The sequence below is a fragment of the Terriglobales bacterium genome (assembly GCA_035487355.1).
In the GTDB taxonomy this organism is placed as follows: domain Bacteria; phylum Acidobacteriota; class Terriglobia; order Terriglobales; family Acidobacteriaceae; genus QIAW01.
Genome location: DATHMF010000066.1, coordinates 1 through 23948, shown reverse-complemented (window position 1 = coordinate 23948; position 23948 = coordinate 1). Strand labels below are relative to the sequence as shown.

Genomic DNA, 23948 nt, shown 5'->3' with positions numbered 1-23948 from the left:
ATCGAGGGCGCGGGCGGATAAATATATTCCTTCTGCGCGATGTATTCCTTCAAGATGTCGTTCTGAATAGTGCCGGAAATTTTCGTCCAATCCGCGCCTTGTTTTTCGGCGACGACTAGATACATCGCCCAGAGCACCGAGGCCGGGGAATTGATGGTCATGGAAACCGTGGTTTTCTCCAGATCAATGCCGTCGAAAAGAATTTCCATGTCCTCGAGTGAATCAATGGCGACGCCGCACTTGCCGACCTCGCCTTCGCTCTGCGCGTGGTCGGAGTCGTATCCCATGAGCGTGGGCAGATCAAACGCAACCGAGAGCCCGCCTCCGCCGTGGGCCAGCAGATACTTGTAGCGCTGGTTGGTCTCTTCCGGCGAAGCGAAACCGGAGAACTGACGCATGGTCCACAACCGGCCGCGGTATCCGGTAGCGTGGATGCCGCGCGTGAACGGCGGCTCTCCGGGATGGTTCAAATATTTTTCGTACGACCAGTCTTCCGGCAGGTCAGCCTCGGTGTAGAGCCGGCGCACCGGATAGCCTGAGATGGTCGTAAAGCGCGCGTTGCCATGCTCATCAAGGTTGGTTCCGGTGGGCGCGCCGATGGGCTTTTCAGGGGATTTCTCCAGCGCGGGCGCGAGCGTCTCTTCTGCCCATTGTTTCTCGGAGTCGGATGGATGTCGGCCCTCAAAGACGTCGTGAATCAGGCTCTCGGCAACGTCTTTTTTCTTCTGGGGCATGTGCGCTACTTGTAATGATAGCAGCGGAAGAAGGCGATTTCACCACGGAGACACGGAGAATTGGGTAAGTACGAAGTAGGAAGTGCGAAGTAGGAAGTGCGAAGTAAGGAGTTCGAGCTCTTATTTTCCTACTTCCTACTTCGTACTTCATATTTCATACTTCGTGCTTACCCAATCACACTGACTCAATTCTTCTCTGTGTCTCTCTGTCTCTGTGGTGAATTGGCTTCTGGTGAATTGGCTTCTCGCGTCATCTCCCATACTTTCGCATACTTCCAGCTCACGTAGACCGCGTGGTTGATGTGGTGCAGCAAGCCGGCTTTGCCATCGAGGAATCCCAGACGCAAAAGGTAGTTGTAAAAGAATGTGAGTGGGGGACGGATAACGATGTTGATGAAGCTGAATCCGCGCTTGCCGTCTTTGACCGCCATTTGAGCGCCGAGCGTGGAATACCGATTCTGGTGCTCGATGAAGCCATCGAGAGTGGGATGGCCGTAGTGCAGCAACTCTCCGGCGAGAGTTCCCGTTGGACCTTTCAGCTCAATGGTTTCGTGCACCAGGCGATCCTCGACTCTTCCTGTTCCTCTGCGGAAAAGGCGCAATTTGGGGTCAGGGTAATCACCACCGTGCATGAGAAAGCGATCGAGGAAGAGGTTTTTGCGTCGCATCCAGAAGCCGACTGGGCCGTTCTTTTTCCCTTCCACGACTGCCAGAATTTCTGAGGCAAGTTCCTGGCTCGGAACCTCGTCGGCATCGAGCAACAGAATCCAATCTCCGCCGCCTTTTTCAATCGCCGAATTCTTTTGGCCGGGGTAGCCCTTCCAGGGTTCGGCGAACACTTTGGCCCCATAGCTTTTGGCGATCTCCACGGTACGGTCGGTGCTGCCGGAATCCACAACGATAATCTCACCCTTGGTTTGCTTCACCAGCCCGGAAACGCTCTCCAGCGTGCGGCCGAGGTTCGCCTCTTCGTTGAAGGTGATGATGCAGATGGAGAGCGTCACAGGCTTGATCATAGCTCACTGCAGAGACACAGAGCACAAAGGAACCAAGAAACAAACCGAAAAGGGACACGAAAAATTTCGTGTCCCTCAAGGTCTTGCGTAAAGACAGCATGCTGCGCCTCTACAAATAGCCTATTGCAGTTACTGTGGCGGTGGTGCTTGTGGTTGCTGCGGTTGCGGCGGCAACTGCGGCAAGGGTTGCGACTGGTCGGTGATGGGCTCGGTGCGCGGCACAACGTTAGGCGTCACCGGCATTATGTTCACCACGCCTGCTTCGGTATCAGCCAGTTGAATGCTGTTGTGCTGCAGGGTGTTCCCAGTCACACGATCCAGTTCAACCCGCGATTTCTCATAGGCAGACATGGCTGCCACCGTGTTCGACTCGGATTGCGCCAGGTCGCGCTGCGTCTGCAGGACAAGCGTAGTGGTCGAAGCGCCCAGAGCATATTTTTTCTGCTCCGCGTCGAGAGATTCCTGCGCCAGCCGCTGGCCTTCCTGGGCGGCCACTACGCGGGCCTTGTTCTGTTGCAGAGCGAACACATCGTTGCGGACATCAATGCCAATCTGATTTTTGAGCTGCTGCAGGCGGAGTTCGGCCTGGCGGTATTCCAGCTCAGAACGCACCTGATCGGCCTGGGCGGCGCGGTTGCGAATGGGAATCGTGATGTTGATGCCCGCACCTTTATCGGGTGAACTGCTATTGAAAAGATGGGCGAAGGCGTTGTTGAATCCCGTAGGGTTGATTAGGCCAGGAACCAATTTTCCACTGGCCGCCTCCGCTGGCGTGCAAGGGTTGGCGGCGCAGGTGGCAAGCGGGCTTTGATTGCCCGCCAATCCCGAGGCGCCATAGAAACCGAAAAGGTCTACAGTAGGCAGCAGAGCATTGCGCGCGGCCTTCTTGGAGATATCGCGGTTTACGAGGTCTATGTTGGATTGCTCAATTTCAGGACGGTTGGCGAGCGCCTGTTGCAGCAAATCATCTACGGAAGGCGGGGCTTCGTCCGTAGGCAGAGTCATGGTATCGGTGGGGATGACGGGAGCATTCACCAGCGGAGACCCTTTCGGAAGATCGCGCGTAATGGCCACTTTTATGAGCGATTGCTGCAACTGTAACTGGGTTTGCGAGACGATGAGGTCCTGCTGGCGAGCGGCAGCGTCGCTTTGCGCGCGCACGATCTCAATGGGGGCCAGTGTGCCAATCTCCACCTGTTTGCGATTATCTCCGAGGGTTTTATTGGCCAACGCCAACGACCGTTCTTTCACTTTCAAATCTTCGTAGGCATTGACCAGGTCCCAATAGATGTTCTGAATCTGTGCGACCGTGGTTTCGATCTGCTGCCGGAAGGCGGATTCGGAAATCTTCTTGTCGTTCTTGGCGATGCGGATGAACCGGGTCTGGCTATTGATCCCGATGCCCTGCAGCAGGTGTTGCCGCATGGTAAGGCGAAAATTGGAAGAAAGAGAGGGTTGCAGAACGGAACGCAAATTGTTGCTGGCAGAACGCGAGTTGTCAAAAGCCAACGACATTGCGGTTCCAGTGGCCCAACCTTGGGAATAAGTGAAATTGCCTACGGCTGTATTTTGGCCAAGCGTCGTTGCGCCCGTGATGAATGACGTGGTTTGCGGAGAGACCGAGTGCTCAAGCTGCAAGGTCCCGCTCACAAAGGGGTCGAAAGACTCGACCGAAGGTCCCACGCCAGAAGTCGAGGTCACAATACCGCCGGCTCCCGCACCTGCTCCGCCGGTGCCGACGCTGGTGCCGCCCGCCCCCGCGCCGCTGGCTCCAGCTCCGAAACCGCCCACACCGCCGCCTTGCGTGCCTTGCACAATGCCGGTAGCGACGCCGCGGGTGGCTTGCCCGGCCTTGGCGCGAAGAATATCCGTATCCGCGATGCTGAGGTTGTAGCGCGCAATGGCCAGGTCGAGGTTGTTTTCCAGGGCGAGCGCGATGGCATCATCCAGCGAGAGCATGATGGTGCCGTTCTGCACGAGCTGCTCGATGCGCGGCGAGTTTTGCAGAGAAGCTTCGGGCACATGCCTCGGCATATATGGCGCAATGGGATTAAAGATGTGCGAGCGCGGCTTGCTGTAGTCAATCAATCGCACCGGCTGGGCAGCAGTGGCCTGCGGCTGCGGAGCAGAAGGCGGAGCGCTCTGGGTTTGCCCTGCCTGCTGCGCCTGCGCCGGCGGTTGCTGCGGTGCAGCATTGGGACCGGAACCCGAATCCTGCGCTATCAAAGCCGGACTCGGCCCCACGATCATTAAAAAAATCAGAACTGAACTGAGTAAGCCTCGCACACAATGCATCATCTTCTCCAAAAAATTAATGTGGGTACATCAGACTGCAAAAAGAAGGTTTACGTTCCTGATACGGAATTCTCGGCGATTAAGTTCAATAAACATTTAGTGTACCAACGTTAGACGCCCAGCAGGCACTTTCGTTGAACTGCGGGGTAAATTTTTGTGAAGCGAGTTGCATTACACTTGTCATTTCTTCACAGTTACGTTTGTCACACAGGGCCCGTGAGGCCATACTAGATTCGGTTTGCATCAGCGCGAAGCCCGCATCCGGTAGGCCACAACAAAAAGCACCACCAGAGCAATCAGAAACAAAATCAGGGCTATCAACGGAATTCTCCTTGTTCCATAGATTCAACAACGCTGCACTTCGCGTCTATAAATTCGCTACACAAATTTTCACTCAGAGCATGCTTCATAAATCCAAGAAGGTGAATCTAGAGCCCCCAAGGAGCTAAAAGCCCAGATTTTGTGTCTTTTGAATCTGCATCGTCCAAGATTCAGGCCGCGAAGCGGCGACATGAGTTAGCCCGCGCGGAAGTGCTGGGAAAGCAAAGAAAACAAAGCCGTTCCGCTCTGCCGAAGGCCAGCGCGCAGCGAAGCCGAGAGCTCGTGTGAAAAAGCAAGGCCCTTCCTCCAAAGCCGTTTTTTTGCAAACCCTCTTGGAATTAAAGACGAATGAACTATGCTCAAATTGTCCAAGGGGATCGAAAAATCAACTTTGGCCCGAAACCTCAAAATTACGCTGGGCTATGACGGAGCCGATTTCCACGGCTGGCAGGTGCAGCCCGAGCGCCGCACCATCCAGGGCACACTGGCGGAGGCCATAGAACGCGTCACCAGCGAGCGCGTGCTGCCGCAAGGCTCAGGACGCACCGATGCCGGCGTTCATGCTCTGGCTCAAGTGGCCTCGTGCGCTATCGCCTCGCCCATCCCGGCACGCAACCTGGTGAAGGCTTTGAATGATGTGCTGCCGGCGGCGATCCGTATTCTCAATGTGGAGGAGGTCGAAAACGGATTTCACGCGCGGCACTCGGCCATCGCCAAGACCTATCGTTACCGCATTTATCGTGAGGAAATCTGTCTACCGCACCTGGCGCGCTATGTAACCCATTATCCGTTTCCGCTGGATGAGGGCTGGATGCGTGAGGCGGCAAACCTAGTTGAAGGCGAGCATGACTTCACCTCGTTTGCCGCAGTGGATCCGGAAAAAGGGAAGGACGAAGAGGAAGTCTCTGCTGTCCGTACTGTTTTTTCATCCTGCTGGGAGCGGCAAGGCGAAGAGTTGGTTTACACCGTCGAGGGCAACGGATTCCTGCATCACATGGTGCGCAACCTGGTAGGCACGTTCCTGCTGGTAGGCAGAGGGAGTCTTTCTATCCCACGCATGCGCCGTGTATTGGAATTGCGACAGCGCTCCGCCGCCGGGCCGACTGCACCCGCCAGCGGTCTGTGGCTGGTAAGCGTGAAGTATTAGCCGTCAATAATTTAACCGCGGAGGCGCGGAGGCGCGGAGGAATTGGGTCATTGAAGAATTGAGTAATTTGGTAATTGTGTAATTGAATCTATGTGCGCAATCAACAATTACCCCATTACGCAATTACCGATTACCCAATGACTCAATGATTCAATTTCCTCCGCGTCTCCGCGCCTCCGCGGTTAAAATTACTCTGTGTTATGGCGCTAAAACATTCCAACCTGATTTACGACTGGAACAATGTGCCCGAGGCCGCCTTCCGGCCCGCTGGTCGCGTACTTCTCAACGACGAATCGCTGCGCGACGGATTGCAGTCGCCCTCGGTAAAAGACCCTTCCATAGAAGAAAAAATCGAGATCCTGCATCTCATGGAAGCGCTGGGAATCAACTCGCTGGATTTGGGGTTGCCGGGCGCTGGGCCGCGGGCTTATTCCGATGTAGAACACCTGGCCCGAGAGATCGTCAGCGCGAAGCTGAAGATCAAGGCCAACTGCGCGGCGCGTACCGTGCAGAACGACATTCGCCCGGTTGCCGAAATTTCCCAAAAAACCGGACTGGCTATCGAAGCCGCGACTTTTATTGGGTCCAGCCCTATCCGCCGTTATGCCGAGGACTGGACAGACGACTTCCTGCTTAAGACCACCGAAGACGCGGTGAAATATGGCCGCTCGTTGGGCCTGGAGGTCATGTATGTCACCGAAGACACCTCGCGCTGCGATCCGGAAACAATCAAGCGGCTCTACAAAACGGCCATCGAGTGCGGCGCTCGTGCCATTGTGATTTGTGATACCTGTGGACATTCCACGCCCAGTGGAGTTGCGGCGTTGATCAAGTTTGTCATGGATGAAGTTGTGAGACCATCTGGCGAAAAGATACGCGTGGATTGGCATGGTCACTGTGACCGCGGGCTGGCTGTGGCTAACTCTTTCGCCGCGCTGGCGGCTGGGGCGGAATGTGTTCATGGCACGGCAATCGGCATTGGGGAGCGCGTGGGCAATACGCAAATGGACCAGATGCTGGTGAACCTGAAGCTGATGGAAATCTCGCCGTGGGCGGAGCAGGACCTCACTCGGCTCAAAGATTACTGCCATGCTGTCTCCGAGGCCACAGGTGTTCCCATTCCTAATAATTATCCTGTGCTGGGCGACGATGCCTTTCGCACCGCAACCGGCGTGCATGCCGCTGCTGTGATCAAGGCTTTCAAGAAAAACGATCTCGAGTTGGCCAACACGGTTTATTCAGGGGTGCCGTCGCATTATTTCGGATTGGAGCAGATCATCGAAGTCGGTCCCATGTCGGGCAAGTCGAATATCCTGTTCTGGCTTGACCGCAGGGGGGTATCAGCGACAGACGAGATTGTTGATCGCATTTATCAGCGCGCCAAATCTTCTAACCGCTTGTTGACCGAGGCAGAAATCATGGAATGCTGCCAGGGGTGATTGGGCAATTGTAGAATTGTGTAATCGGGTAATTGCGTGATTTAGTAATTGCGATTTTGTTCACAGGCTCAATTACTCAATTCTGCAATTACCCGATTACCCAATGACTCGATCTCTGTCCCCAATCTTGTAGAATCTCATTTCCTATGTCTTCCGTGAAAAGCCGAAGGCCGGTGCTCGATGCTGCCCACCCCCGGCAAGCCGTCGTACAAGTCGCTGAACAACGCCTGGTTCACGACGCCTTCGCTTGGTTTCGCGCCCATGAAAATACCCTGAGCCGGTGGCAGGTGGAGCTCACGCGCATTCCCGCGCCGCCGTTTGGCGAGGCCGCACGCGCCCAGTGGTTGCAGAGGCACTTCGAGGATCTGGGCTTGCAGCAAGTTGAAGTTGACGAGGCTGGCAATGTGACCGCCATTCGTCCGGGAACTGGCGTGCAGGATTCCTTCGTCGCCCTTACGGCTCACATGGATACGGTTTTTCCCGAAGGAACGCCTCTCGAAATCCGCCGCGAGGCCGGCAAGTTGTTGGGTCCGGGAATTTCAGATAACGGCTCCGGCATCACCGCGCTGCTGGCCACGGCTGCTGCCATGCAAGCCTGCGGCCTGACGCACGCCCTGCCGATTGTATTCATCGCCAATGTCGGCGAAGAGGGTGAAGGCGATCTGCGCGGCATGCGCCACATCTTCTCCAGTACGAAATGGAAAAATTCCATCGCCTACACTTTGATCGTGGATGGCGCGGGCACGGATACGCTCGTCACACGTGCTCTGGGAAGCCGGCGCTTTGAAGTTACCGTGCGTGGCAAAGGCGGACACTCCTGGAGCGACTTCGGGGAGGCGAACCCCATTGCTATCCTCAGCCACGCCATTGCCGAGTTCTATAAAACCGAGATTCCGGCTAATGCCAAGAAAAAATCGGCCTACAACGTAGGCGTGATCCGGGGAGGGACTTCGGTCAACTCCATTCCGGAATCGGCTTCCATGCGGGTGGACCTGCGTTCGGAGTCGGCGGAAGAGATTGAACGGCTGGAAAACGAACTGCGCCGTTGCCTGGCCAATTCCACCACGAGTTCCGGAACCATGAATTCCGGAACAAAGAATTCTGGATTAAAGCCCAATTCTGCAAGCAATGACCAAGCCCCGGGCCTCAAGTCTGGCGAACCCGCCGGCTCGGGAGTTGTGCAATGCGATATACGCCGGATTGGCGACCGTCCCAGCGCGGAGCTGGCCACTGATGCGCGTATTTTGCAGGTATTGAAGACGGTGGACCAGCATCTGGGGATCCGCTCGCGTCTGCACTGCGCCTCCACCGATGCCAACATTCCGCTCTCCCTGGGACGCGAGGCCATAACCATCGGCGCCGGCGGGAGCGGCGGCGGCGCGCATACTTTGAATGAATGGTTCGATCCGGTCGGGCGCGATTTGGGGCTGAAACGAATCTTGCTGGCGCTATTGACGCTGGCAGACTAAAACAAACGAATCACCGCGGAGGCGCGGAGACGCAGAGAAAGAAAATTTCACCCATGAGGTGCTGAGAGCTGCAAGGAATTTCACGTTTAGTTGCGGGCGAAAGTAGTTGCGGTAGGCTTGAAACTCGAAACTTGAAACTCGAAACTTGCTTTTATGTCCCGCAATCTTAAAGCGCATCTCTTGTTAATTCTGGCCACTTTCATCTGGGGCGTGACGTTCGTTCAGATTAAGGATGCGCTGCGCGACATCTCTCCTCTGCTGTTCAATGCCGTTCGCATGGTGGTGGCCACTGGCGCAATGTTGGTAGTGCATCTGCCGCATCTGCGAAAAATGACCTCCAGCACGTTCTGGGCTGGCGCCCGCGTCGGCATATTTCTCTGGCTGGGGTACGAATTCCAAACCACAGGATTGAAGCTCACCACCCCGGCCAAATCTGCCTTTCTCACTGGAGTGTCAGTGGTGCTGGTACCGGTCTTTCTGGCCATCTTTTGGCGCAAGGCGGTAGGCCGCTGGAATGTGGTGGGAGTGCTGGCAGCATTCGTCGGCTTGTTCTTGTTGACCGTCCCCGGTGGAGCTGCCGGATGGGGCGATTTTAAAAGCGTCAACACCGGAGACTTGCTGACGCTGGTCTGCGCGGTAGCTTTTGCCTTTCATATCATTGTTCTCGGACGGGCGACCAAGGCACATGCCTTTCAGCAGATCGCATTTCTGCAGATTGCAACCGCCGCCGTTCTCATGCTTCCTTCGGTCCCGGTGCTGGAGCACGCCCATGTAGTCTGGTCGTGGCGGGTGATCATAGCCATCCTGGTTACGGCCCTGTTCTGCACCACGGCGGCCTTTACAATCCAATCCTGGTCGCAGCAATTTGTAGGGGCAACCAACACCGCCCTGATACTTGCCCTGGAGCCGGTCTTTGCCTGGCTGGCCTCTTACGTGGTGTTGGGAGAGAGCCTGAAACTACGGGCCGCATTGGGCGCGCTACTGATCATCGCTGGCCTGCTGGCCTCCGAGCTCCTGGGTGCCGTGGGAGAGGGCCAGGCGGCGGAGCGAGAGCTGGTTTCATAAATTATGTTTCGTAAATATTTGTTTTAGAGAAGCTAAATCCCTGATTTGTTTTCTATGACTTACAGCACTGCAGAATCTGTGCGTGCAAGGCATACAATAGCCTTGGGATAACAAATTGGCGAGCTGTGCATCTAAATATGAGTTATTGAGGACATTCCCACAAAACCTGTGAAGTCCCGTTTGCAACCCCCAGACTGTATAATTTTTTTTAAGGCATTTATCGGAGGAAGCACGTATGTATCCGCGTCTTAGTGGCTTTTTTGAACGAATGAAAGCCCATCGTTTTTTCTACAGTTTTTTGACGATCACGTTCACGCTCTTTGTGGGAATCGTGATTGGAACGCTGGTGACGAGTCATGGAGTAAAGGGCAAGGAGAATTCCTCGGGTGACGCACAGCAGATCCACATTGCGGCGACCAATCCCCAGCAGCTCTCTTCCGCATTTTCAGAAATTGCGAAGCAGCTTGAGCCATCGGTGGTGAACATCAATACCGAATCGGTCATCAAGCCCCGCGCTCGCCGCAATAGCCCGCAGGGAAATGACGATCAAGGCGGCGGTCAAGGTCAAGATCCGTTCCAGGACTTTTTTGACCGCTTTTTTGGTGGACAAGGCGGCGGCAACGGCGTGCCTGAGGGTATGCGCCAGCGTTCACTGGGCTCAGGCGTAATTGTTGATCCCAAGGGCTATATTCTTACCAACAATCACGTTGTGGAGAAAGCTGACCGTATCCGCGTGCAACTTCAGGATGAGCCTGAAGGTGTGCTGCATGAGGCCAAGGTAGTTGGGGTTGACTCAGAAACCGACCTGGCGGTCATTAAGATTGATGCCAAGCGGGAATTACCGGTAGCCAAGCTGGGTGATTCCGACGCCATGCAGGTGGGAGATTGGGTCCTGGCCATTGGCAGCCCGTTTGGCCTGAATTCCACGGTTACGGCAGGAATTGTTTCTGCCAAAGGCCGCAACATCGTTCCCGGACGCCAATTCCAATCCATGATCCAGACCGATGCGGCGATTAATCCCGGCAACTCCGGCGGGCCGCTGGTCAACATGCGCGGCGAAGTCATTGGCATCAACACCGCGATTTACACCGAAAGCTCAGGCTATCAGGGAGTCGGATTCGCGATGCCTTCCAAAGTGGCCGCCGATGTTTACAACGCCCTGATTGGCTCCGAACACCGGGTAACCCGCGGCTCGATTGGCGTGGGCTTCCAGCCTCCGAATCCGGCTGTGGCCCGGATGTATGGCGTGAAGTCGGGAGTCACAGTTTCAAACGTTACCCCCGGAGGCCCAGCCGACCAGGGAGGAATCAGGATTGGCGACACCATCGTTTCTGTCAATGGAGCCTCGGTGAAAAGTGGTGATGAGCTGGTAGACAAGGTTTCGCATCTCGCTCCGGGCGATAAGGCCAAGATTGGCTTCGTTCGCAACGGCAAAGAGGACGAAACAGCGGTTACCATCGCCAACCGCGCCAAGCTGTACGCCAGCCGTCTGGGTGATGAAGAGTCGGATAACGATACAAGTCAGCCGGTCGAATCCAAGCTGGGCGTCACGGTGAAAAACCTTACACCTGAATCAGCCGAACGCCTGGGCGTTGCACCCGGAAAAGGCGTGGTGGTGCAGGAAGTGAAACCGGGCTCATTCGCCGACGAGGATGTGGGCCTGACCCAGGGCGACGTGATCTTCGAAGTTAACCGCAAGCCGGTGAATAGTGAAGATGATTTCCGTAAGATCGTCTCGGGCTTGAAGAGCGGTGACGATGTTGTATTCCTGATGCACGGCCGCCGCGACGCCAAAGGAGCAACGACCTTTTTGGGAGGCACGATCCCGTAAGTAGAATGAGAATGAGCAGTCGCCCACCAGGATGAGCGAAAAGTGAGCGCCGTCCAGCGCGAACTTTTCGCGACGGCGCAGCAGCCTTGTTTTGGCTGCGAAGCCCTTAGAAAAAGCTGGCTCCGCTGGACAAATTGGCGCATCTTATACAGATTGACTGCGGAGCACCTAGTGACCTTTCGTGCAAAAAAAGGGCTCATTTTCAGGTTACTTTGTAGTACATTATGTCCACCCCATTCCCTCAAGGGATGGGGTATTTATTGAGGTGTACTTGATGGCTGTTCAACAATCAATCCCGCGGTATATGCCGGCTGTCATCCTGCTGTTGGGGGTGTCGCTTGCTTCGACGATGGCCCAGGCACATAGCCGGGCGCGTATGACGTCTAAACCGCGGACAGGCGTTCTACAGGCCACTAAGACGCACAAGAAGGTAAGCTCAAAACGCCGTGGAGCATGGAAGCGCCACGGCCAACAAGGGATAGACGAACAGCGGGCCCGCGAAATCCAGACCGCGCTGATTCGTGAGAAGTATCTTGACGGTGAACCCACCGGACAATGGGACCAGCACACAAAAGACGCCATAACTCGCTTCCAGGCCGATCACGGCTGGCAAACCAAAGTTACCCCGGACGCGCGCGCTCTCATCGCGTTAGGTCTGGGTCCGAAGCATGAAAATGTCCTGAATCCTGAAAGCCTGGCCGCAGTGCCGGCAATCGCCGTGCCTAACGCGACGACGGGAACAGGCGTTCATCAGCGCTAACGGATTCATAACACTACCCCTTACTGAATAACGAACTACTGAACCAGGGCTTTGGCGCGCGGGGCATCGAGCACTGCGCGTACTTGGGCAATGAGGGCTTCGGTATTAAAGGGTTTCTGCAGGAAAGACGTCCCCGAATCAAGCACTCCGTGTTGCACAATGGCGTCCTCGGAATATCCGGACATGTAGAGGACCTTCATCTCTGGCCGTAACTGCGAGAGGCGCTGGGCGAGCTCGCGTCCGCTCATCTGCGAGAGCACAACATCGGTCAGCAGCAGGTGGATGGGGTGTTTGTGGTTTTCGCAGGCCAGCAAGGCTTCGCCGCCATGACTGGTTTCGAGCACCGTATAACCGTGTTTTTGCAGGATCTGGCGGGTCAGAGTACGCACGCCATCCTCGTCTTCCACCAGGAGAATCGTTTCAAAGCCACGGCGGTTTTGGCCGGGCGCGATATCGGAGGAGGAATCTACAGCTTCATCAACCCTGGGAAAGTAAATCTCAAAGGCGGCGCCCATGCCCGGTTCGCTGTTCACAGAAATATATCCACCGCTCTGTTTCACAATGCCATAGACCGTCGAAAGGCCAAGTCCGGTGCCCTTGCCCTGCTCTTTGGTAGTGAAGAATGGTTCAAAGATGCGGGTGCGGGTATCAGCATCCATGCCGATTCCCGTATCGGAAACATTCAATACCACATAAGCTCCTGGCGGGATGGTGTGTTCTGACCTGCCTTCGTCATGCACAACCGCATTGGCGGTGGAAATTGTGAGTTTGCCGCCGATCGGCATGGCATCGCGCGCGTTGACTGCCAGATTCATGACCACCTGTTCGGTCTGTCCGGGATCGGCTTTGACCCGGCCCAGGTCTGCCGCAAGTTGAGTATGAAGATGTACGTCTTCTCCCAGCAGGCGGCGCAGGAGCCGCTCCATGGTGGTGACAATTTGATTTAGGTCGAGGACCTTGGGGGCCAGAACCTGCTTGCGGCTGAAGGCAAGCAGTTGACGGGTGAGGGCGGCGGCGCGGTCGGCAGCTTTTTTCACCTCTTCCACTTCGTCGCGCAGCGGATCGCCTTCTTTGACCTGATCGAGCATGAGTTCGCTGTAGCCCTTGATGACGGTAAGCAGGTTGTTGAAATCGTGGGCCACGCCTCCGGCCAACCGGCCCACAGCTTCCATTTTTTGCGATTGACGCAGTTGTTCTTCCAGTGCGCGGCGCTCGGTCACGTCTTCGGCGATCATTTCAAAGCTTTCCACTTCACCATTCTCGTTGCAGAGGCCGCGTCCGCTGAGACGCACCTGGATGACCTTACTGTCTTTCCGCTTCCAGCGCACGTCTACGCCAGAAATTCTTTCTGAAAATCTGTGTTCCTGTAGCAAGGCCGCGCGCTCGCTGGGATCGGAGTACACCTCGGTGGAAAGCTTCAAAACCAGGACCTCATCCACAGAGTCGTATCCCAACATGGCCACCAGGGCCGGGTTCACATCAACAAAATAGTCTTGAAGATTGGAGCGGTAGATTCCGTACACGGCGCTCTGGACCTGCGAGCGGTAACGCGCTTCCGATTGGCGCAGCGCCTCTTCATCGCGTTTGCGGCGCACGGCCGTAGCAATATGTTGAGAGACGAAGGTGAGAATTTCCTTTTCTCTTTCGCCGAAGCGTTTTTCCTGAGAATAGCTTTGCAGGGCAAGGACCCCGAAGACGTTGTCCCCGGTTTTGAGGGGCACGCCCAGCCAGTCTACGGAGGGAGCACCTACCTGCTCCACTTCGCCTCGGCGAGCCAGCTCACGCTCTTGCGCAATGGAATTCAAATAGGGCTGGCCCGTGCGCATGACATATTCCGTTAGTCCCTTGCTCGGTTTGTGCGGCGGAGGTGGGGGATTGATCTCATCCACGAAATAAGGGAAAGTCAGGATTTGTCTGCGGTCGTCGAGCAGCGCAATGTAGAAGTTACGGGCATAGACCAATTCGGAAAGAATGCCGTGAATGGCGGCAAAAAGTTCATCCAGGTCGCGGGCCGAATTGGTTTTTTCGGCAATCCGGTAAAGAGCCGCCTGCAACTGCTCGCCCTTCTTGCGCTCGGTGATATCGAAGGCCGTGCACAGCAAAGCCACCTGTCCTTCAAAGGAGATGAGGCTGCCGCTGAAGTCAATCCAGCGGGTTTCACCCAGCTTGGTAACGATTCGATACTCATAGCGGGTAGGCGTGGGCAGGCCACGCTGGCGGTCGGTGAAGCGCTGGCGTACATATTCGCGATCTTCCGGATGCACGAGCGCCCAGGGGTCCAATTTCAGAATTTCATCACGCGTATAGCCGGAGATCACTTCGCTGCCGCGGTTACAGAACAAAAAGCTGGTTCCCTGGTGGATGTAAATGGCGGAAGCCGCGGTCTCGGCAACCGCGCGGAATTTGCTTTCACTTTCACGCAGGGCCTCTTCGGCATGTTTCCGTTCGGAAGCTTCCAGGGCAAGCGAAACCAGGTCGGCCATCGAACCGGCAAAATTTTCTTCGTCGAGCGTCCAGCTCCGCTTGTTTCCAGCGTGGGCTGCGCTGAAGACCCCCAGCATCTTCCCGCCGGCACGAATCGGAGCTTCCATGAGGGAGGAGATGTTGTCCTCGATGAGGTGCAGGCTGTAGAACTCCTGGGTGCGGGGATCGGCGGCCGCGTCATCAGTATTGATCGCCCGCTCTTCTGCAATGGCCGCGAAATACTTGGGCGCGTAATGGGCGAGAAACTCTCTGCCGTTTTGATGTTCCTTGCTGCTGCGGACGAACTCATCTTCGCAACGCAGCGCAGAACGGTCCTGGTTAAAGAGCCAGACGGTGGTGCGCTCGACTTCCAGGACTTCAGCCGCGGCTTCGGTAATTTCCTGCAGGGCTTCGGTGAGGTCGCCACGATCAATCGCTTTACGCTGCGAGAGCTCACGGAGAATTTCGTTTTGCCGTCGTAGACGCCGTTCGTTTTCCAGCAGCGTAGCTTCGGCGCGCCGGCGTTCGGTAATATCCTGGACGGTCCCTTCAAACCCAACCAAATTGCCCCGGGCATTGCGAACACTGCGGACGTTTTCCGAGACCCAGATCGTGGTCCGGTCCTTGCAATACACTTCCGATTCAAAGCCGGTAATGAAACCTTCGCGATCAATTTTGTGTACAAACTCGCGGCGACGTTCGGGGCGCACATAGTAATTCCGATGGACGTCGAGTTCGCGCGTCAATTCTTCGGGAGAGGCATAACCAAAAATCTGCGCCATCTTGGGATTGACGATCAACCAGCGCCCATCAAGCGAGGTCTGGAAAATTCCCTCAGCAGCATTTTCAAAGATGCTGCGGTATTTGCCTTCCGCATTGCGCAGGCCCTCTTCGGCGAATTTGCGTTCGGTGATATCAATCACCGTTCCCTGGATCAGGTTGCCCCCCGTGCCTTCCTCTACGATAGCCATATTGGCAAGGACCCAGATCGGCGAGCCGTCTTTGCGCCGAAGACCGAGTTCGATATTGTTAAAGACCCTCTCGCGTTTCAGCCTGGCCATGAGCACATCGTGCTCTTGGGGAGAGTGGTAGAGCACGCGTCCGTTCAGAGACAGCACTTCCGTCCTGGACCGGTATCCAAACATCTTGGCGAACGATTCGTTGCAATCTACAAATTCACAGTCGAAGGAGGCCCAGAAGACGCCGGCCAGATTGCGCTCAAACAGCAGGCGGTAGCGTTCTTCGGATATGCGCAGGGCATCTTCCGCCTGGCGGCGTTCGCTGACGTCCTGCACCAGAGCAATCACGCCCATGACATTGCCTTCAGCATCAATCACTGGCGTGGCCGACCACTCGCAGTGAATAATGCGTCCCGCGTGGGTGCAATTTTCATTGGTGCTGCTTGTGGGCCGCTTCTGGGTCATGGTCTTACGCCAAACCCGATCCACATGCTCGCGCGCTGCCGGCGGAGTAATCAGGTCAACCGGCTGGCCGACGGCCTCGCTCCGGGTGTAACCGAAGATGCTTTCCGCCGCCGGGTTCCACTCCTTGATGCGGAAATCGCGGTCAAACTCAATTACACCCAGGATGGTCTGCTGGGCATGCAGCGCAAGACGCTGCTCGTATTGATGAAGCGCCTCTTCCGATAGCCTGCGTTCGGTGATATCACGCGAGTTCAGTACGATGCCTGCGATGGCACTTACATTCAGGGCGTTTTGAACGTTGGTTTCAAAGTGCCGCCACGATCCATCCTTATGGCGCGTACGGTAGGAGATAACCGCCTCTTCCGCTGCGCTGTTGCGCAAGTCATCCAGGGCCTTGCGTGCCTTCTCAACATCTTCCGGGTGGATGAATTCAAGCCAATTGCGGCCGAACTTCTCGTCCGGCGTATATCCGGTATGGCGCTGGTTCGCTGGCGTTAAGTAACGGAAGTTATAATTCTTGTCGAGAATCGAGATGATGTCAGAGGAGTTTTGCACCAGCGCGCGGAAGCGCTGCTCACTCTCGGCCATGGCCTCTTCAGCGCGCTTGCGTTCAGAAATATCGCGGGCGCTGCCTTGCACGCCCACCGGCTTACCCTCCCGGTAAATGAAGCGAGTGCTGACTTCAACCGGAATCCTGCGGCCATCCTTGGTGATAATTTCAACTTCGTAAGGCGGATTGTTGGCGCCAGTCTCCAGCCTGCGGCGGCGCATGGCATCGGCCAGCCCGTGGTATTCGGGAGCAACGATATCCACCATGTTCATCTTCATGGATTCTTCGAAGCTGTAGCCGGTAGTTTTTGTCGCAGCCCGGTTGACCCAGGTGAAGTTGGCCTCCAGGTCCTGGGTATAGATCATGTCGTTGGCGTTTTCCAGGAGTTCGCGCAGCTCCTCTACCGACTGCTGTGGGGTGCTGAGCTCCAATACTCCAGAAGATGAAGGAGACGATGATAGCGGTGGAGCAGCAGAAATTGCCCCCGCAGGTTCAGCCACCTCAGTTTTTTCCACCGTGTGGACAGCGGTCACGAGGTTCGGCGGATTGGGATTCCTGCCCATGGGCTATGAAATTGAGGTCGGGGGGAGCGCCTCTCTCCTAACCCTATATAACCTATTCCAGCACTCTTGAAAACGTAAATTTTGCAGGCGGGCCCTCAGAAAAGGGCATGCATCACCCTTGCTATTTTGCAGAATGTTCCGGCTAAGCATAATAGGTATGTGGCTGAGATTCGCAACGCCCAAGAAACGGCCTTACTGGCCCGCTTTACCGATTACCTCAAAGTCGAGAAGGGATTGTCGCGCCTGACGGTGGAAGCTTACCGGCGCGACCTTAACCAGTTTGCCGCACATCTTGGCAGCGTAAAGCGAACTCTGCTCCGGGTCCGAAGGGAAGATGTTCGCAGCTTCCTCGATCGGCTTTTTGCCAACCGGGTGGATGGGCGCTCGGTGGCCCGTAAGCTTTCCGCTTTGCGCCAGTTTTATCGTTACCTGCTGCTCGACCGGCACATTGGGTCTGATCCTACTCTGAACATCGAGACGCCCAGGCAATGGAAGGTGCTTCCCAAGTCCCTGGCGCGCGACGAAGTAAACGCGATGCTGGCCGCGAAGCCATCGGCAGCGATCCGAAAGAACAAAAATTCTGCCGCTATTGAGCTACGCAATCACGCGATGCTGGAGATGCTCTATGCCGGAGCGCTACGCGTCTCTGAAGTGACTGGTGTGCAATTGGAAGATCTAAAACTTGAGATAGGATACGTCCTGGTGCGCGGCAAAGGAGACAAAGAACGTATTGCCCCGCTGGGAGTGCCCGCACAGGAAGCACTCAAAGCTTATCTGGAGTCAGGAAGACCAACTCTGGTCGGCCAGCGCACTTCCAGCCTGCTTTTTCTCGCTGCCGGTGCCCACCGTCTTACCCGGCAGCGAATCTGGCAGATGGTGAGCAGGGCTTCCTCAGCCTCCGGACGCCATGCCAGCCCGCACATGCTGCGTCATAGCTGTGCTACGCACATGGTGGAGCAAGGCGCCGACCTGCGTACGGTGCAAACCATTTTGGGACACGCGGATATTTCCACGACACAGATTTATACCCATGTAGCGCTCGATCATTTGAAAGGCGAGTATCGCAAGCATCATCCGAGAGCGCAGAATAAAAGCTAACCACAAAGGACACGAAGGTAAACACAAAGGAACACAAAGAAAATAATTCTTAAACGTATATGAGTCCCAAAAAGGCAGTTGAAAATATCGAGCACGCAGTTGGTAAATTCCTGGCATCTCTCCGCCAGCGGAATGCGTCTGCGAATACCATAACTGCCTACAGCAAAGATCTGGCCAAGTTCAAGGGCTACGTTGCCGAAAAATATGCCGGTCAACTCAGTGCGATGGACCACGTTGCTATTCGCGGGTTCCTTTCTCATCTGTACGAAAGCGGATTGAGCAAGCCATCGGTTGCGCGCACACTGGCGGCGGTCCGCTCGCTCTATCGCTGGCTGGGGCGGGAAAAATATGTGCAGCACAATCCAGCGGCCCTGGTGGCAACACCGCGTTTGCCGAAAAAGTTACCGCGGGTTCCCACCATCGAGGAAATGAACGCAATCTTTGAGCCGAACATAAACGTAGAAGAAAAGGCCGCCTTCCCCAACCGCGACCGGCTTATCTTTGAGCTTCTTTATGGATGCGGTGTGCGCAACTCCGAACTGGTGGGCATTGACCTGGGCGATATACATTTCTCCAACGAGGTGATCTTGGTCCGCGGCAAGGGACGCAAAGAGAGGCTGGTGCCGTTTGGCGCAGCCGCCAAAGATGCACTCATGATCTATCTGAAAGACCGCCAGCAAATCCTCTCAGCAAAGAAGAAGAGCACGCCGGCGCTGCTGATTAACTTGAGAGCAGGCAGGCTTACGACGCGAAGTGTGGGCCGGATTGTAAAAAGCCTGGCGGTGGCGGGAGGGCTGTCTCCGGATATCCACCCTCACACCCTGCGCCATGCCTTCGGCACGCACATGCTGGAGGAAGGGGCCGATCTGCGGGCCATCCAGGAGTTGCTTGGGCATGAGCGGCTTTCGACTACCCAGCGCTATACACAGCTCTCCGTGAAGCACATGATGCAGGTTTACGACCAGACGCATCCAAGATCGAAGTAAGCCAGCGCCCTTTCCTTCTGCATCTGATTTGGCTCCTTATTTCTCTTTGCAACATCTAATTCAACTGGATTAGCTGCGCATCTAATCTAAATAGATCAGCTATCACAGGGTTTACCGCATGTTAATCCATATGGGTGCGGAGCTATGTTAGGCTTTTAATGGGAAGGCGCGTGCTCCCAAAGGCGCCAACCCCCGTAGAGGTACATTCAGACTTTGATCTCCAAGATTCTAGCCAAGATTTTTGGCACCAAAAATGAGCGCGATATAAAGCGTCTGCTCGTGGTTGTACAGCAGATCAATGCTCTTGAGCCGCAGATGCAGCAGCTCAGCAATGAGCAGTTGCGCGCCAAAACCGAAGAATTCAAAGAGCGCATACAAGCCAAGCTGGCCGCCTTGGAGCCCGATTCAGAAAACCCCAAGCAGTTTGAAGATGAACAGAAAAGGATCGTGCAGGAAGCACTCGATGAGGTGCTGCCTGAAGCCTTTGCCGTGGTGCGTGAAGGCAGCCGGCGGATGCTGAATATGCGGCACTTTGATGTGCAGCTCATCGGCGGTATGGTGCTGCACCAGGGCATGATTTCAGAGATGAAGACCGGCGAAGGTAAGACGCTGGTTGCGACCTTGCCGGTGTATCTCAACGCGCTTTCCGGGCGCGGCGTGCACGTGGTTACGGTCAATGACTACCTCGCCAAACGCGACTCGGAGTGGATGGGCAGGCTTTACAGATTTTTAGGTCTCTCGGTCGGCGTGATCGTGCATGATCTTGATGATGACGAGCGCCGCGAGGCCTACGCTGCTGATGTCACCTACGGCACCAACAACGAATTCGGCTTCGACTACCTGCGCGACAACATGAAGTTTGACCTGAAGGAGTGCGTGCAGCGCGGCCACAACTTCGGCATCGTGGACGAAGTTGATTCCATCCTGATTGATGAAGCCCGCACCCCTCTGATCATCAGCGGGGCGAGCGAGGAATCCACCGACAAGTATCAGCGCGTGGACCGCATTATTCCTCAATTGCAGCGTGGAGAAGAGACCGAGCATCTGGAAGGCCGCACCCTCACCGGCGACTATGCGGTAGACGAGAAGCACAGGACCATAACCGTCACCGACGAAGGCTGGGAAAAAGTTGAGAAGCTGCTGAGCATCGGCAACATTGCCGATCCCGAAAACTGGGACCTGAAACATCACGTCGAAACTGCGATCAAGGCACATGCTCTCTACCGCCGCGACAGTGAGTATGTTGTCAAAGACGGCGAAGTCATCATCGTGGATGAGTTCACCGGCCGCATGATGCCGGGCAGGCGTTGGTCCGACGGCCTCCATCAGGCGATTGAGGCCAAGGAAAACGTCAAGATCGAGCGCGAGAACCAGACGCTGGCCACCATCACCTTCCAGAACTACTTCCGTATGTACAAGAAGCTGGCGGGTATGACGGGAACCGCTGAAACTGAGGCCGCTGAGTTTGACAAGATCTACAAGCTGGAAGTCGTAGTCATCCCCACCAACCGGCCGATGACGCGTATCGAGAACGCGGATGTGGTTTATCGCACCGAGCCGGAAAAATATTTTGCCGCGGCCGATGAGATCCAGAAGTTGCACGCAGAAGGGCGGCCTGTGCTGGTAGGCACCACCTCGATTGAAAAATCTGAGCGGCTCTCGGCATTGTTAAAGAAGAAGGGCGTCAAGCACGTCGTTTTGAATGCCAAGTTTCACGAGAAGGAGGCTGAAATCGTGGCCCAGGCCGGGCGTTTGGGCACGATGACCATTGCCACCAACATGGCCGGTCGCGGTACAGACATTCTGCTGGGAGGCAATCCCGAGTTCATGACCAAGCAGGAGTGCCAGAAGAAAGGCATCGCCCGTCTTGTTCCTGATGATGAAGTCCGCGAGAAAGACGGCAGCACCACATATTTCTATTACGCGGGCAATGAGTACGCAGTACCCACCCAGCAGTGGGACGAAATTTTTGAACGCAACAAGACTGTCACCGACGCCGAGCACGATGAAGTCGTAAAGCGCGGTGGATTGCATATCCTGGGCACTGAGCGCCACGAGTCGCGCCGCATTGATAACCAGTTGCGCGGACGCGCCGGCCGCCAGGGCGACCCGGGCTCCTCGCGCTTCTATCTCTCCCTCGAAGACGATCTCATGCGCATCTTCGCCAAGGAGTGGGTCTCAAACCTTCTCAAGCGTTTGGGCATGGAAGAGGGAATCCCGATTGAATCCCGGTTGATCACCCGCCGCATTGAAGCAGCGCAAAAGGCCGTGGAAGGCCAGAACTTCGAATCGCGCAAACATGTTCTCGAGTATGACGATGTCATGAACAAGCAGCGCGAGGCGGTGTACGGCCTGCGGCGGCAATTGCTCGAAGGCGTGGACCAGAAACAACTCATCGTGGAAGATTACGTCGAAGCCATTGTGGGCGACCTGCTCAGACAATATGCGCCCGAACAGAAGCACCCCGATGAGTGGGACGTAGAGGGACTCAAGACCCAGATTTTTACCCGCTTTGGTGTAGACCTGGCCGTGGAAAAGGTGGCCTTGGATCAGCTCAACCGCTCCGAATTGGGCGATGCCATCTTTCAAAAATTGCGCGAGCGTTACGATGCCAAAGAAAAACTGATTGGCGCCCAGGCCATGCGTTATCACGAGCGCATGCTGATGCTCAGTATCCTCGATCAGCAATGGAAAGACCATCTCTTGAACATGGACCACCTCAAGGAAGGCATTGGCCTGCGCGGCTATGCTCAGCATGATCCGCTGGTGGAGTACAAGCGCGAATCCTTCGATATGTTTGAAGCCATGATGCAGCGCTTCCAGGAAGATACGGTCCGTTACCTCTACCTGATGCAGGTGGTGGAAGAACCGGCCCGGCCCGGTGTTGCCCCCACAAGCAACGGCGGAGAAGAAAAAACCAAGCGGGCCACCTCCGTCGATGACCTGGAGCAGGAGTTTCGCCGCAGAAAACGGCGCGAGCTCGAGCAGGCCCGCATGGCCGGCGCCGGAGATGCGCAGCCGGTGCAGCAGGTGCGCCGCAGTGGAGAAAAAATTGGACGCAACGATCCTTGTCCATGCGGCTCAGGAAAGAAATATAAAAAGTGCTGCGGCGTGGCGGTCTAGCAGGTTGCGGAAATCTCATTTCGTTGCGTGTACCTTTAGGGTTTTGAAAATCCGCGAAAATCCGCGTCCATCCGCGGCGGAGAAGGTTTTACTGTTTCCGGGGTGGGTGCTTCCTTCCAACCTCACGAAACGTCATATTCTGCGCGCGGCTGCCGGTCTTCATCTTCCACAACTGAAATAGAGTTGCATAGTTGTCGGTAATGTATTTCTCCGGTTCGACGCCAAGCCGTCTTGCGGTTTTTTCGATCCAGCGCGGTGGACCCTCGATCTCGGCAAAGCTCCCGATTGGGGTTTCATCCACGACCACATGTCCGGGGCCATCGCTCCACTCGGCGCGGAATTTCTCGTAAGAAAACTTGGGCTCCAAACCGAGGGCGGCAAAAATTGCGACCAACTTGGAGCCATCCTCGACGCTGGTTTCTATCTCTCGGCGCGACTTGTGCCGCCCGGCTTTTCCTTTGCTCTTGTGCGTCAGCTTCCAATCCTTGCCATACTTTCGGATGCGCAGCAATTCGCCGCGTTGCCGCAGAAGCTCACCCGGAAGGTCGTACAACGTATTCATCTCGTGTGTGCGAGGCGTTACCAGGCGAAATCCGGCAGCCCGGAGTTTGCGGCTGAGTCGCCCGGGGTTGTCTACGGAAAATTTGATTTCTACTTCGTTTTGGTGAGCAGGCATGAGCAAATTATTCTAGAATAGTAAGGATGTTGCGACGTGCTTATTTCTGGAGTATGGGCGTGCTGGTATTCGCCCTGGCTTTGACCGCTTATGGCCAGCAGGATACCGCCACCCCGGCGCCACCGGATGCGCCTATGCCCTCCAGCAATCCTCCGCCTCCGCGTTCTGATGTAGATGACTCGCAGCCGCCGGACCGTCCGCTGCTGCGGAAAAAATCTACGCAGGATACGCCAATCCAGGGTTTGGCCAAAAGTCCGAACGACAGTTCAAGCCGCACGACGATGATTGATATAAGTCCGCCGGTTGGCGATGTGCAAGAGCATCCCGATAGCGAAATTCCGGAAGATCTTGGCATGAATGAGATGCACGCATGGAATCCACACCGCGCGGAAAAAGATGTTGAAGTCGGCGATTATTATTTCAAACAGAAAAATTACCGCGGGGCAGAATCGCGTTATCGCGATGCGCTCTCCTACAAGCCCAGCGATGCTATTGCCACGTTCCGCCTGGCGCAGGTCATGGAAAAGACCGGCCGGCCGATAGAAGCCCAGCAGTACTATGCGGACTACCTCAAAATCATGCCGCATGGACCTTATGCGGCCGATTCTCATAAGGCACTCGAACACCTGCAGGCCCAATCCAAGGACCCATCCAAAGCCCCACATTAAGCCGACTGTCTCCCAAGGGCATGTCTGACTTTTATTTCTTTTATTTATCCACTCGAAGAAACTTGCCCGACGTGGCGTCCACCGCGACGCTCAGTTTTGATTTGCCGTAGATCACATGCCAGGCCACACTGTTGTCGCGTGAGCTCCATTCCAGCCGATACTTCACCGGCAAGGTAGGTTCGCCTTCCAGCAGGGCTTTGCCCCCGTGCTCCTGGGCAACTTTGAAGGCCTGGTCGGTGTCGCTCCTCAGAAAGCCCAGGTCGAAGATTTGTGTGGATAAATTCGTAGGACTAAAGCTGTCTTCGGAGCTGGGTGAAATG

At 55.7% G+C, this 23948-nt stretch carries 16 protein-coding genes; 10 read left to right on the top strand and 6 right to left on the bottom strand.

Annotated elements, in window-relative coordinates:
- The 3 genes from VK738_12470 to VK738_12460 form a co-directional block, all read right to left on the bottom strand.
- Window positions 1–734, bottom strand: a 734-nt coding sequence (locus tag VK738_12470) for a methylmalonyl-CoA mutase family protein (GenBank protein ID HTD23464.1), incomplete at its 3' end; no start/stop codon positions are given.
- Between the two features lie 185 nt (window positions 735–919).
- Window positions 920–1750 carry a glycosyltransferase family 2 protein gene (locus VK738_12465; protein HTD23463.1) on the bottom strand — a complete coding sequence of 277 codons (831 nt, stop codon included), beginning with the start codon at window positions 1748–1750 and terminating at the stop codon, window positions 920–922.
- Window positions 1751–1879: 129 nt separating this feature from the next.
- Complete coding sequence (locus VK738_12460; protein ID HTD23462.1) at window positions 1880–4036, bottom strand: TolC family protein; 2157 nt, start codon at window positions 4034–4036, stop codon at window positions 1880–1882.
- Window positions 4037–4721: 685 nt separating this feature from the next.
- On the opposite strand from VK738_12460, the gene truA reads away from it, so the two are divergent.
- The 6 genes from truA (at window position 4722) to VK738_12430 (ending at window position 12077) form a co-directional block, all read left to right on the top strand.
- Window positions 4722–5513 (top strand): tRNA pseudouridine(38-40) synthase TruA, encoded by a 792-nt coding sequence (gene truA, locus VK738_12455; GenBank protein HTD23461.1) that lies wholly within the window; start codon window positions 4722–4724, stop codon window positions 5511–5513.
- 200 nt (window positions 5514–5713) lie between these two features.
- Window positions 5714–6952, top strand: coding sequence for a LeuA family protein (locus VK738_12450; protein HTD23460.1), 1239 nt, complete (start codon window positions 5714–5716; stop codon window positions 6950–6952).
- 146 nt (window positions 6953–7098) lie between these two features.
- A complete protein-coding gene (locus tag VK738_12445) occupies window positions 7099–8421 on the top strand; it encodes a M20/M25/M40 family metallo-hydrolase (protein ID HTD23459.1) in 1323 nt (440 codons plus the stop codon).
- 153 nt (window positions 8422–8574) lie between these two features.
- On the top strand, window positions 8575–9486 hold the full coding sequence (locus tag VK738_12440; GenBank protein HTD23458.1) for a DMT family transporter: 912 nt from the start codon (window positions 8575–8577) through the stop codon (window positions 9484–9486).
- 235 nt (window positions 9487–9721) lie between these two features.
- Window positions 9722–11317, top strand: coding sequence for a Do family serine endopeptidase (locus VK738_12435; GenBank protein HTD23457.1), 1596 nt, complete (start codon window positions 9722–9724; stop codon window positions 11315–11317).
- Window positions 11318–11591: 274 nt separating this feature from the next.
- On the top strand, window positions 11592–12077 hold the full coding sequence (locus tag VK738_12430; GenBank protein HTD23456.1) for a peptidoglycan-binding domain-containing protein: 486 nt from the start codon (window positions 11592–11594) through the stop codon (window positions 12075–12077).
- Between the two features lie 35 nt (window positions 12078–12112).
- Here the strand turns inward: VK738_12430 and VK738_12425 are convergent, their stop codons facing one another.
- Window positions 12113–17077, bottom strand: a complete 4965-nt coding sequence (locus VK738_12425) for a PAS domain S-box protein (protein ID HTD23455.1) — start codon at window positions 17075–17077, stop codon at window positions 12113–12115.
- 159 nt (window positions 17078–17236) lie between these two features.
- Between VK738_12425 and VK738_12420 the strand changes: the two genes are divergently transcribed.
- From VK738_12420 to secA, 3 genes are all read left to right on the top strand, one after another.
- Window positions 17237–18175 carry a tyrosine recombinase gene (locus VK738_12420; protein HTD23454.1) on the top strand — a complete coding sequence of 313 codons (939 nt, stop codon included), beginning with the start codon at window positions 17237–17239 and terminating at the stop codon, window positions 18173–18175.
- A gap of 59 nt (window positions 18176–18234) precedes the next feature.
- Complete coding sequence (locus VK738_12415) at window positions 18235–19161, top strand: tyrosine recombinase XerC (GenBank protein ID HTD23453.1); 927 nt, start codon at window positions 18235–18237, stop codon at window positions 19159–19161.
- Between the two features lie 213 nt (window positions 19162–19374).
- Window positions 19375–22284 carry a preprotein translocase subunit SecA gene (gene secA, locus VK738_12410; GenBank protein ID HTD23452.1) on the top strand — a complete coding sequence of 970 codons (2910 nt, stop codon included), beginning with the start codon at window positions 19375–19377 and terminating at the stop codon, window positions 22282–22284.
- Between the two features lie 88 nt (window positions 22285–22372).
- Here the strand turns inward: secA and VK738_12405 are convergent, their stop codons facing one another.
- A complete protein-coding gene (locus VK738_12405) occupies window positions 22373–22960 on the bottom strand; it encodes a class IV adenylate cyclase (protein ID HTD23451.1) in 588 nt (195 codons plus the stop codon).
- A gap of 26 nt (window positions 22961–22986) precedes the next feature.
- Here VK738_12405 and VK738_12400 point away from each other — a divergent pair, with 26 nt between their 5' ends.
- Window positions 22987–23628, top strand: coding sequence for a tetratricopeptide repeat protein (locus VK738_12400; protein ID HTD23450.1), 642 nt, complete (start codon window positions 22987–22989; stop codon window positions 23626–23628).
- A 40-nt stretch (window positions 23629–23668) separates the two neighbouring features.
- Here VK738_12400 and VK738_12395 read toward each other — a convergent pair.
- On the bottom strand, window positions 23669–23948 hold a 280-nt coding region (locus tag VK738_12395; protein HTD23449.1), incomplete at its 5' end, for a hypothetical protein.